This window comes from Mycobacterium sp. BMJ-28, from assembly GCF_054404835.1.
In genome coordinates, this window is record NZ_CM136783.1 from 2,635,048 (window position 1) to 2,647,255 (window position 12,208).

Annotated in this window: 9 protein-coding genes; 6 read left to right on the forward strand and 3 right to left on the reverse strand. The window is 67.1% G+C overall.

Going from position 1 to position 12,208, the window contains the following annotated elements; all coding sequences use genetic code 11:
- Positions 1–20 precede the first annotated feature (20 nt).
- Positions 21–911: a LysR substrate-binding domain-containing protein gene (locus tag ACXPWS_RS12950; protein WP_458712804.1), complete on the forward strand. Its 891-nt coding sequence runs from the start codon at positions 21–23 to the stop codon at positions 909–911.
- 46 nt (positions 912–957) lie between these two features.
- Positions 958–3,618, forward strand: coding sequence for a DNA polymerase I (polA, locus tag ACXPWS_RS12955; RefSeq protein ID WP_458713523.1), 2,661 nt, complete (start codon positions 958–960; stop codon positions 3,616–3,618).
- Here polA and ACXPWS_RS12960 read toward each other — a convergent pair whose 3' ends face one another.
- Positions 3,619–4,773, reverse strand: coding sequence for a PrsW family intramembrane metalloprotease (locus ACXPWS_RS12960; protein ID WP_458712805.1), 1,155 nt, complete (start codon positions 4,771–4,773; stop codon positions 3,619–3,621). It abuts the gene before it with no gap.
- 151 nt (positions 4,774–4,924) lie between these two features.
- On the opposite strand from ACXPWS_RS12960, the gene rpsA reads away from it, so the two are divergent.
- The 3 genes from rpsA to coaE all read left to right on the forward strand — a co-directional run bounded on the left by rpsA (position 4,925) and on the right by coaE (position 8,910).
- The gene (gene rpsA, locus ACXPWS_RS12965; RefSeq protein ID WP_458712806.1) at positions 4,925–6,370 is read left to right on the forward strand and encodes a 30S ribosomal protein S1; all 1,446 of its coding nucleotides are present in this window, start codon (positions 4,925–4,927) and stop codon (positions 6,368–6,370) included.
- Positions 6,371–6,483: 113 nt separating this feature from the next.
- Entirely contained in the window at positions 6,484–7,716 is a 1,233-nt protein-coding gene (locus ACXPWS_RS12970; RefSeq protein WP_458712807.1) for a hypothetical protein, read from the forward strand.
- Between the two features lie 30 nt (positions 7,717–7,746).
- Positions 7,747–8,910: a dephospho-CoA kinase gene (gene coaE / locus ACXPWS_RS12975; RefSeq protein WP_458712808.1), complete on the forward strand. Its 1,164-nt coding sequence runs from the start codon at positions 7,747–7,749 to the stop codon at positions 8,908–8,910.
- A gap of 6 nt (positions 8,911–8,916) precedes the next feature.
- On the opposite strand, the gene ACXPWS_RS12980 is transcribed toward coaE, so the two are convergent.
- Together ACXPWS_RS12980 and ACXPWS_RS12985 are read right to left on the reverse strand one after the other, a co-directional pair.
- A complete protein-coding gene (locus tag ACXPWS_RS12980) occupies positions 8,917–9,429 on the reverse strand; it encodes a hypothetical protein (RefSeq protein WP_458712809.1) in 513 nt (170 codons plus the stop codon).
- A gap of 11 nt (positions 9,430–9,440) precedes the next feature.
- Positions 9,441–9,950, reverse strand: coding sequence for a DUF402 domain-containing protein (locus ACXPWS_RS12985; protein WP_458713524.1), 510 nt, complete (start codon positions 9,948–9,950; stop codon positions 9,441–9,443).
- Between the two features lie 74 nt (positions 9,951–10,024).
- Here ACXPWS_RS12985 and uvrB point away from each other — a divergent pair, with 74 nt between their 5' ends.
- Positions 10,025–12,196 carry an excinuclease ABC subunit UvrB gene (gene uvrB, locus ACXPWS_RS12990; protein WP_458712810.1) on the forward strand — a complete coding sequence of 724 codons (2,172 nt, stop codon included), beginning with the start codon at positions 10,025–10,027 and terminating at the stop codon, positions 12,194–12,196.
- Positions 12,197–12,208: the final 12 nt, after the last annotated feature.

Below are 12,208 nucleotides of genomic sequence, written 5' to 3' on the forward strand. Positions count from 1 at the left end.
ACAAACTATAATCAGCGCTTATGGAGCTTCGGCAGCTGGAGTACTTCGTCGCCGTCGTCGAGGAAGCCAACTTCACCAGGGCCGCGCAGAAGATGCTCGTGGCGCAGCCGGCCGTCAGCGCCCAGATCGCCCGTCTGGAACGCGAGCTCGGCCAGCCCTTGCTGGACCGGTCCCGCCGGGCGGTGCGGCTCACCGCCGCGGGCGAGGCGATGTTGCCGTTCGCCCGCACGGCCCTGCGCGCGGTCGCGCAAGCCCGTACCGCCGTCGACGAAGTGACCCAACTGGTGCACGGCATCGTCACCATCGGCACGGTCACCTCGCACAACGTCGACCTGCCGCGATTGCTCGCCGACTACCACGGCGCGCATCCGGGGGTGGAGATCATGCTGTCCACCGACACCTCGGACGCCCTCATCGACGGGGTGCGCAGCGGTCGGCTGGACGTGGCGATCGCGTCGGTCGGCGCCGGCGAGACCCCCGCGGGCTTGGCGGTTCTGTGCACCACCGAGGAAGCCATCGACGCGGTCGTCGGCCCGGACGATCCGTGGGCGGCGCGGCGCTCGGTGAGCCTGGCGGAGCTGTCGAGCCGACCGCTGATCTCGCTGCCGGTGGGCGGCGGCATCCGGCGGCAGTTCGACCTTGCGTGCGCCGCGGCCGGGGTGACGCCGCGGGTGGCGTTCGAGGCGGCCACTCCCGAGGCGCTCGCCGACCTGGCCGCGCGCGGGCTGGGGGCGGCGATCGTGCCGAGCTCGGTGTCGCGCGCGCGTCGCGACGTGCACGCCGTCGCGATCGTGCCGCAGTTGCGCGGCCGCCTGGTGCTGGCCTGGCGGGCCGGCGGGCCGGTCAGTCCGGCGGCCCGCGCACTGGTGCACCTGGCCCGGGCACAGTTGGGCGTCGGTGGCGGTGAATAGAGTGAGGTCCGTGAGTTCAACCGTGACGGACACCAAGCCCACTCTGATGCTGCTGGACGGCAACTCACTCGCGTTCCGGGCGTTCTACGCGCTGCCCGCCGAGAACTTCAAGACCCAAGGCGGGCTGACCACCAACGCGGTGTACGGATTCACCGCCATGCTGATCAACCTGCTGCGCGACGAAGCGCCCAGCCATGTGGCCGCCGCGTTCGACGTGTCGCGCCAGACCTTCCGCAAGGAGAAGTACCCGGAGTACAAGGAAGGACGTTCGGCCACGCCGGACGAGTTCCGCGGCCAGATCGACATCACCAAAGAGGTGCTGAACGCGCTCGGCATCACGGTGCTGGCCGAGGAGGGCTTCGAGGCCGACGACATCATCGCCACCCTCGCCACTCAGGCCCAAGACGCCGGCTACCGGGTGCTGGTGGTCACCGGCGACCGCGACTCGCTGCAATTGGTCAGCGACGACGTCACGGTGCTGTATCCGATCAAGGGTGTCAGCGAGCTGACCCGGTTCACCCCCGAAGCCGTCCAGGCGAAGTACGGGCTGACCCCCACTCAGTACCCCGACTTCGCCGCGCTGCGCGGCGATCCGAGTGACAACCTGCCCGGCATCCCCGGGGTGGGGGAGAAGACGGCCACCAAATGGATCGTCGAGCACGGGTCGCTGCAGACGCTCGTCGACAACGTCGACCAGGTCAAAGGCAAGGTCGGAGATGCCTTGCGCGCCAACCTGTCCCACGTGATCCTCAACCGTGAGTTGACCGAGCTGGTCAAGAATGTGCCATTGGCACAGACACCGGACACCTTGCGGATGCTGCCGTGGGACCGCGACCACATCCACCGGCTGTTCGACGATCTGGAATTCCGGGTGCTGCGCGACCGGCTGTTCGACACGCTGAGCTCCGCCGATCCGGAGGTCGACGTGGGCTTCGAGGTGCGCGGCGGCGCGCTGATCCCGGGCGAGCTGGCGGCCTGGTTGTCCGAACACAGCAGCGGTCGCCGATTCGGGCTGGCCGTGGTGGGTACCCACAAGGCCTTCGACTCCGACGCCACCGCGCTGGCCATCGCCTCGGCCGACGGGGAGGGCTGCTACCTGGACACCGCCACCCTGACTCCCGAGGACGAAGCGGCGCTGGCCTCCTGGCTGGCCGACCCCGGCCCGCCCAAGGCGGTACATGAGGCGAAGCTGGCCATGCACGACCTGGCCGGCCGGGGGTGGACGTTGCGCGGCGTCACCTCCGACACCGCCCTGGCGGCGTACCTGGTGCGGCCCGGCCAGCGCAGCTTCGCCCTCGACGATCTGTCGCTGCGCTACCTCAAGCGCGAATTGCGCGCCGAAGATACCGGGCAACAACAGCTTTCGCTGCTCGACGACAATGACGGGGTCGACGAGCAAGCGGTGCAGACGCTGCTGTTGCGCGCGTCCGCGGTCGGTGATCTGGCCGATGCGCTGGATGAAGAGCTGGCCCGCATCGACTCGTCGTCCCTGCTGGACCGGATGGAACTGCCGGTGCAGCGGGTGCTGGCCGAGTTGGAGGCCACCGGCATCGCCGTGGACATCGCCCATCTGCAGGAGCTGCAGAGCGAGTTCGGCGATCAGATCCGCGACGCCGCCGAGGCCTCCTACGGGGTCATCGGCAAGCAGATCAATCTCGGTTCGCCCAAGCAGTTGCAGGTCGTGCTGTTCGACGAGCTGGAGATGCCCAAGACCAAGAAGACCAAGACCGGCTACACCACCGATGCGGACGCCCTACAGAGCCTTTTCGACAAGACCGGGCATCCGTTCCTGCAGCACCTGCTGGCCCACCGGGACGCCACCCGACTGAAGGTCACCGTCGACGGCCTGCTCAACTCGGTGGCCTCCGACGGTCGTATTCACACCACCTTCAACCAGACCATCGCGGCGACCGGCCGGCTGTCGTCGACCGAGCCGAACCTGCAGAACATCCCGATCCGCACCGAAGCCGGCCGGCGTATCCGCGACGGATTCGTCGTCGGTGCCGGCTTCACCGACCTGATGACAGCCGACTACAGCCAGATCGAGATGCGCATCATGGCGCACCTGTCCAGGGACGCGGGACTCATCGAAGCGTTCAACACCGGCGAAGACCTGCACTCGTTCGTTGCGTCGCGGGCTTTCGACGTGCCGATCGACGAGGTCAATCCCGAGCTGCGGCGCCGGGTCAAGGCGATGTCCTACGGACTGGCCTACGGCCTGAGCGCCTACGGTCTGTCAGCCCAGCTGAAGATCAGCACCGAAGAGGCCAAGACGCAGATGGAGCAGTACTTCGACAGGTTCGGCGGAATCCGCGACTACCTGCGCGATGTCGTCGATCAGGCCCGCAAAGACGGCTACACCTCGACGGTGCTGGGCCGGCGCCGGTATCTGCCCGAACTGGACAGCAGTAACCGCAACGTCCGCGAGGCCGCCGAACGCGCCGCGCTGAACGCACCGATCCAGGGCAGCGCCGCCGACATCATCAAGGTCGCGATGATCAACGTCGACGAGGCGATCAAAACCGCCGGCCTGAAATCCCGGATGCTGCTGCAGGTGCACGACGAACTGCTGTTCGAGGTCGCCGACGGGGAGCGCGAGACGCTGGAGGCGCTGGTCCGCGAACACATGGGCGGCGCCTACCCGCTGGATGTGCCATTGGAGGTCTCGGTGGGTTACGGACGCAGCTGGGACGCCGCGGCGCATTAGTCAGTGCACGCGGTAGTTGGTCAGCCAGCCCAGTGCCGGCGTGGAGGCGCGGGCGGCGTGCACCCAGTAGGCCTCCTCGTCGAGCAGCGCGTTCACCCTGGCGTCGCCGAATCCACGGTCGATCCGGTCCCGGACGAAGGCCAGCTCGACCACCTGTGCGGCGAAGTCCCGGACGGCTTTGCCGTCCTTCTTGCCGCTGTGCCGGGTGACCTCGGCGATCGCCAGTTTGCGGGTGCGCAGCGACCCCAGCCAGCTGGCCTCGTTCGCGGTGATCAGCCTGGCGGCCACCATGCCGGGCAGCTTCTCGGCGACGACCCGCTGCTCCCGACGCCGGCTGTGTACGGCCAGCACGATGGCCAGCGCGAAGATGGGCACCATCCACAGCAGGTACACCGCGAAGTACGTCTCGATGCCCAGCAACGACGACCCGTTCCACAGCATGTGCATCACGACCGCGGCCGCATACCCGAGGCCGACACAGGCCACCTTGGCGATCGTGGTGCGTTGTTTGAGCGCGAAGTACACCCCGATCCCGGTGAACGTGGTGAACAGCGAATGCGCGAACGGCGCCATCACCAGGCGCAGCGCCGCGGTCAGCAGCGAGCCGGCCACCGATTCACCGTTGGCGATGTAGAGGATGTCTTCCAGCCAGGCGAAACCCGCGCCGACCAGGCCCGCGTACACCAGGCAGTCGGTCAGCGAGTTCAGTTCGTTGCGCCGCCGCCCCGTCATCATGACCAGCAGGAACAGGCCCTTGGCAGCCTCTTCGATGAGCGGTGCGCGGATGGCGGTGGATTCGAAACCCTCCGGCAGGCCGGCGACCGGGGCGAACGCCGAGTCGAACCACAGCTCGAAGATCAGCGACACCACGATGGCCAGCGAGGCACCCCAGACGAATGCCAGATGCAGCAGCCGCGGCGGCTCGGGTTCCCAGCGGTCCAGCCACAGATAACTCAGCACCACCACGGTGATGGCCACCGTGGACAACACGAACCCGATGGTGGTGCCGACCGGATTGGTCAGCGTCAGCACGATGATCAGCAGTCCGGTCACCGTGCCCAGGGCGATGAGCACGGCCAACGGTGCGCCGACCTTGCGGACCCGCCGGGGCCACGGCGGAATGGGAGGGCGGGGCGGCTGCGCGACAGGGTGCACGACAGCAGGGTAGCCGGGTTTGGCCTGCGTGCGCCCGGTGCAGTAGTCTTTGGAAGTACCTGTGCGTCTGGTCGGTTCTACGGACACCGCGGGTGCGAAAAATTATCTGAACTGTCCCTACGATTCAACCTGTCCGGAGCAACCCAACAATATGCCAAGTCCCACCGTGACCTCGCCGCAAGTAGCCATCAACGATATTGGCTCGGCTGAGGATTTTCTCGCCGCTATCGACAAGACGATCAAGTACTTCAACGATGGCGACATCGTCGAGGGGACCATTGTCAAGGTTGACCGCGACGAAGTCTTGCTCGACATCGGGTACAAGACCGAAGGTGTCATTCCTTCCCGCGAACTTTCCATCAAGCACGACGTCGACCCCAATGAGGTTGTGTCCGTCGGCGATGAGGTCGAAGCCCTCGTTCTCACCAAGGAGGACAAAGAAGGCCGGCTGATCCTGTCCAAGAAGCGGGCTCAGTACGAGCGCGCCTGGGGCACCATCGAGGAACTCAAGGAAAAGGACGAGGCCGTCAAGGGCACCGTCATCGAGGTCGTCAAGGGCGGCCTGATCCTCGACATCGGCCTGCGTGGCTTCCTGCCCGCCTCCCTGGTCGAGATGCGTCGTGTCCGCGATCTGCAGCCGTACATCGGCAAGGAGATCGAGGCCAAGATCATCGAGCTGGACAAGAACCGCAACAACGTGGTGCTCTCGCGCCGCGCTTGGCTGGAGCAGACCCAGTCCGAGGTGCGCAGCGAGTTCCTCAACCAGCTCACCAAGGGCGCCATCCGCAAGGGTGTGGTGTCCTCGATCGTCAACTTCGGCGCGTTCGTCGATCTCGGCGGTGTCGACGGCCTGGTGCACGTCTCCGAGCTGTCCTGGAAGCACATCGATCACCCGTCCGAGGTCGTCACCGTCGGCGACGAGGTCACCGTGGAGGTGCTCGACGTCGACATGGACCGCGAGCGGGTCTCGCTGTCGCTCAAGGCGACTCAGGAAGATCCGTGGCGCCACTTCGCCCGCACCCACGCCATCGGCCAGATCGTCCCGGGCAAGGTCACCAAGCTGGTGCCCTTCGGTGCGTTCGTCCGCGTCGAGGAAGGCATCGAGGGCCTGGTGCACATCTCGGAGCTGTCCGAGCGCCACGTCGAGGTCCCGGACCAGGTGGTCCAGGTCGGCGACGACGCGATGGTCAAGGTCATCGACATCGACCTGGAGCGTCGTCGTATCTCGCTGAGCCTCAAGCAGGCCAACGAGGACTACACCGAGGAGTTCGACCCGTCGAAGTACGGCATGGCCGACAGCTACGACGAGGCGGGGAACTACATCTTCCCCGAGGGCTTCGACGCCGACACCAACGAGTGGCTCGAGGGCTTCGACACTCAGCGCACCGAGTGGGAGGCCCGGTACGCCGAGGCCGAGCGCCGGCACAAGATGCACACCGCGCAGATGGAGAAGTTCGCCGCTGCCGAGGCCGAAGAGGCGGCTCGTCCGTCGACCTCCAGCAGCTCGTCTCGCCCGGAGGGTGAGTCCGCTGGTGGTTCGCTGGCCAGCGATGCCCAGCTGGCCGCGCTTCGCGAGAAGCTCGCGGGTAACGCATAACAGTTCGTCCACGTTGAACTCCCCGGCTCATTCGAGCCGGGGAGTTTTTCGTTGTGCCACATGCACATATCGCTTTTTGACAATCATTTTCAACAACTGTTTGACTCGCTGTCATGTCGACGACGATGCGAGGCCTGGCCGTGCTGTCTCTTGCCCTACTCGCGGCGGGCTGTGCCGAACCCGGTGGTGAGGCGGCAGCCACCGGCACCTCGGTGGCCACCCCCACGGCCGTCAAGCCCACCGAACAAGCCTCGCCCACACCGCGTCTGGCGCTCAGCTATGACGGCGGCGTCCTCGTCCTGGATGCCGAAACGCTGCGGCAGGTGGCCGATATCCCGGTGGACGGCTTCGTCCGGCTGAACTCCGCCGCCAACGGCAGGCATGTGCTGATATCGCAGTCCGACGGGTTCGCCGCCCTGGACATGGGCACCTGGACCGACCGGCACGGCGACCACGGACACCACTACACGTCACCACCGAAATTGACCGACATCCGTTACGGCGGCGCCGAGCCCGGGCATGTGGTCGCCCACGACGGCATGCTGACCCTGTTCAGCGACGGCACCGGCGCGGTCGACGTGGTGGACCCGGCCAAGCTGCGCGACGGTGAGCGGGCCGCACGCAACGCGACGGTGACCACGCCGCACCACGGGGTCGCTGTGGCGAGGGCCGACGGCACCACGGTGGTCAGCGTCGGTGACAGTGAGACCCGTTCCGGGGCAATCATTCTGGACGGCACCGGGCTTCCGGTGGCGACTACCGACGACTGCCCAGGGCTGCACGGCGAGGCGGCCGCGGCGGGCGGGGCGCTGACCTTCGGATGTCAGGACGGCATCCTCATCGTGGTGGGCAACGACTTCCGCAAGGTGGCCAGTCCGGACGGCTACGGTCGCATCGGCAACCAGGCGGGCAGCGACGCGTCACCGGTGGTACTCGGCGACTACAAGACCGACCCGGACGCCGACCTGGAGCGTCCGCATCGGTTCACCCTCACCGACACCGCCACCGGCGCACTGAAGGTGGTGCCGATCGAGGCCAGCTACAGCTTCCGGTCACTGGACCGCGGACCGCGCGGTGAGGCCGTGATCCTCGGCACCGACGGGCACCTGCATGTGTTCGATCCGTCGACGGCGCAGCGTACCGCGCACATCGCGGCCATCGGTCCGTGGACCGAACCCGACGCATGGCAGTCACCCATGCCCAATCTGCACATCCAGGACGGCATCGCCTACGTCACCGATCCCGTGGCGCGCCGGTTGGTGGCGGTGAACCTGGCCGACGGCAAGACCGTGGCGCAGACGCAGGTGGCGCACCAGACGGTCGAACTGACGGGCGTCGGCGGCTGAGCCGTCATCGCGCCCTGACAGACTGGTGCGGTGCTGCGGATTGGGTTGACCGGTGGGATCGGTGCGGGCAAGTCGACGGTGTCCTCGACGTTCAGTGAACTCGGCGGGATCGTGGTGGACGGGGACGTCATCTCCCGGGAGGTCGTCGAACCGGGCACCGAGGGGCTGGCCCGGCTGGTCGAGGCGTTCGGCGACGACATCCTGGCCCCCGACGGAGCGCTGAATCGGCCGGCGCTGGCGGCCGTCGCGTTCAGTGACGACGCGTTGCGTCAGACGCTCAACGGCATCGTGCATCCCCTGGTGGCGCACCGCCGATCCGAACTGATCGCCGCCGCCTCCGAAGACGCCGTGATCGTCGAGGACATCCCGCTGCTGGTGGAATCCCAGATGGCGCCGATGTTCCCGTTGGTCATCGTGGTGAACGCCGACCCTGAACTACGGGTGGCCCGCTTGATCGAGTACCGCGGCTTCACCGAGGCCGATGCGCGGGCCCGGATCGCCGCCCAGGCCACCGAGGAACAGCGCCGCGCCGTCGCCGATGTATGGCTGGACAACTCCGGATCGACGGCCGCCCTGATCGAAAAGGCAAGAGAACTCTGGCATCAGCGCATCCTGCCGTTCGCGCACAATCTGGAGGCGGGCACGCCCGCGCCCCGCGACTACGCGGTGGTGCCCTATGACCCGTCCTGGCCGGACCAGGCACGCCGCATCATCGCCAGGCTCAACACGGCGTGCGGACACCGGGCGGTGCGCATCGATCACATCGGCTCGACGGCCGTGCCGGGAATGGCCGGCAAGGATGTCATCGATATCCAGATCACCATCGCCGCACCGGAATTGGCCGACGAGCTGATCGATCCGCTGCTGGCCGCCGGCTATCCACGGGTCCCGGCGGTCACCGCTGACACCCCGCATTCCGAGGACCATGCGCTGTGGCACAAACGGTTTCACGGCTCCGCGGACCCGGGTCGGCCCACCAACGTGCACGTCCGGGTGGACGGCCGGCCCAACCAGCGGTTCGCGTTGCTGTTCGTCGACTGGCTGCGGGCCAACCCCGGGGCGCAGGCCGACTATCTGGCGGCCAAGCACGCCGCATCCAAATCCGCCGACTACGCGGTGGCCAAGGAACCGTGGTTCCTGGACAACTATCAGCGGGCGTGGCAGTGGGCCGAGGGCACCGGCTGGCGGCCCTGAGCCGCGCTACTGCACCGGGGCCGGAACGGTCTCCTGGGCGGGGATCGGCACATCCAGCGGTGCACCGCACTGCAGGGTGCCGTACAGCGGGTCGTCCTTGACCCGGAACACCCGCGGCGGGATGAACTGATCGGCCTGCGCCACGGTCTGGTCGTCCACCAGGATCTCGCAGTGCAGGTTCGACCCGTACGGCCACTGGATGGACAGCTCCATCCCGGCCAGCTTCGGATCCGACAACACCGTGTTGATCTCGAACGTCTGCCCGGGCAGCAACGTGGGTTGCTCGCTGTTGATGTTGTGGTCGTCGGCCTTGTAGGCCAGCACCGCGCCACGTGAGGTGCCGTCGGCCCTGGCCTTGTAGGTGACGTTGTGCAGCAGCTGGGCGGACGGATCCGTGACCGGTGGGGGTGGTGGTGCCGGCTCGGGGTCGGCGGCCGCGACCGCCGGGATCACGTGCCCCGCACACAGCAGTGCGGCCGAGATGGCCGCCACCACCGCGGCGCGCCTGGTAACACTCATAACGCCAGACATTACGCCCGCCAGGTCAGCGGCATATCCCGACCTGTCAGCCACCGGCCCAGGTCGTAGTCGTGACGGGCCAGCGCGTCCACCGTCGTCACCGCGGTGCGGATTGCCGCTTCCGCCGCGCCGGCGCTGAGCAGCCCGTGCTCGACCGCGGCGACCAATTCGTCGGTGTCGGTCAAGCCGACGTCGCGGCCGGTGCGCACCACCAGGTCCAGGTAGTGATCCTCGGCCGCCCAGACGTCCGGGCCGGCGGTGTACCGGCCGATATCGAGGTAGAAGTCCTGGTCGCGCTCGTATCCGGGGTTGAAGTGGAACACCGATGCCCGTAATCCCAGTGCCGGCAGCAGCCAGGACTCCAGGTAGTGGAACTGTGCGCGCCCGGGCGTGGGCCGGGCCATGTACAGGCCCCAGGGCCGCACGGTGTAGACGTCGACGTCGCGGACGATGCCTTTGGGGTCGGTGTTGGTCTGCGCCCGCAGATCGAAGACCTCGTGTTTGGGCGGGTGGACGGTCATCGCGGCCTCGGGCACGGCGCCACGTTAACCCAGCGGGAATGAACTTGTCGGGGTCCGCGCTTAACCTGGTGACCATGGCTTTCGCTACCGAACATCCCGTACTGGCGCATTCGGAGTACCGGCCTGCCGCCGACGCCGTGGATGGCATCGTGCGCACCGGCGGTGCCTTCGAGGTGGTCAGCGAATATCAGCCGGCCGGTGACCAGCCGGCCGCCATCGAGGAATTGGAACGCCGGGTCAGGGCGGGGGAGCGGGACATCGTCCTGCTCGGCGCCACTGGCACCGGTAAATCGGCCACCACCGCGTGGCTCATCGAACGCCTGCAGCGGCCCACCCTCGTGATGGCCCCGAACAAGACGCTGGCCGCGCAGCTGGCCAACGAACTGCGGGAGATGTTGCCGCACAACGCCGTCGAATATTTCGTGTCGTACTACGACTACTACCAGCCCGAAGCGTATATCGCGCAGACCGACACCTATATCGAGAAGGACAGCTCGATCAACGACGATGTCGAGCGACTGCGGCACTCGGCGACCTCCAGCCTGCTGTCGCGCCGCGACGTGGTCGTGGTCGCCTCGGTGTCCTGCATCTACGGCCTGGGCACCCCGCAGTCCTATCTGGACCGCTCGGTGGAGCTCAAGGTCGGTGACGAAGTGCCTCGCGACGGCCTGCTGAGGTTGCTGGTCGACGTGCAGTACGACCGCAACGACATCGCCTTCACCCGGGGGTCGTTCCGGGTGCGTGGCGACACCGTCGAGATCATCCCGGCCTACGAGGAACTGGCCATCCGCATCGAATTCTTCGGCGACGAAGTGGAGGCGCTGTACTACCTGCACCCGCTGACCGGTGACGTGGTGCGCCAGGTCGACTCGGTGCGCATCTTCCCGGCCACCCACTATGTGGCGGGCCCGGACCGGATGGCGGTTGCCATTTCCAGCATCGAGGCCGAACTCGAGAGCCGGCTGGCCGAACTGGAGGGCCAGGGCAAGCTTCTGGAGGCCCAGCGACTGCGGATGCGCACCAACTACGACCTGGAGATGATGAAGCAGGTCGGGTTCTGCTCCGGCATCGAGAACTACTCCCGGCACATCGACGGCCGCGGTGCGGGAACGGCGCCGGCCACCCTGATCGACTACTTCCCCGAGGACTTCCTGCTCGTCATCGACGAATCACACGTCACGGTGCCGCAGATCGGCGGCATGTACGAGGGCGACATGTCGCGTAAGCGCAACCTGGTGGACTTCGGGTTCCGGCTGCCCTCCGCCGTGGACAACCGCCCGCTGACCTGGGAGGAGTTCGCCGAACGCATCGGCCAGACGGTGTACCTGTCGGCGACGCCGGGCAACTACGAGATGGCCCAAGCCGGTGGCGAGTTCGTCGAGCAGGTGATCCGCCCGACCGGCCTGGTCGACCCGCAGGTGCACGTCAAGCCCACCAAGGGCCAGATCGACGACCTGATCGGCGAGATCCGCACTCGCACCGAACGTGACGAGCGGGTGCTGGTCACCACGCTGACCAAGAAGATGGCCGAGGACCTCACCGACTATCTGTTGGAGATGGGTATCCGGGTGCGGTACCTGCACTCCGAGGTGGACACCTTGCGCCGGGTCGAACTGCTGCGACAGCTGCGTCTCGGCGAGTACGACGTGCTGATCGGCATCAACCTGCTCCGCGAGGGTCTGGACCTACCCGAGGTGTCGCTGGTGGCCATCCTCGATGCCGACAAGGAAGGCTTCCTGCGGTCCCCGCGCAGCCTGATCCAGACCATCGGCCGTGCGGCACGCAACGTGTCCGGCGAGGTGCACATGTACGCCGACAAGATCACCGACTCCATGAAGCAGGCCATCGAGGAGACCGAGCGGCGCCGGGCCAAGCAGATCGCCTACAACGAGGCCCACGGGATCGATCCGCAACCGCTGCGCAAGAAGATCGCCGACATCCTCGACCAGGTGTACCGCGAAGCCGATGACACCGAGTCGGTGCAGGTCGGCGGATCCGGCCGGAATGCCTCGCGCGGGCGCCGCGCACAGGGCGAACCCGGGCGGGCGGTCAGCGCGGGCATCGTCGAGGGTCGCGACACCGCGAACATGCCGCGGGCCGAGCTGGCCGATCTGATCAAGGATCTCACCGAGCAGATGATGACCGCGGCGCGCGACCTGCAGTTCGAGTTGGCCGCCCGCATCCGCGACGAGATCCAGGATTTGAAGAAGGAATTGCGCGGAATGGATGCGGCCGGGCTGAAATGAGCCTCCCTTGAC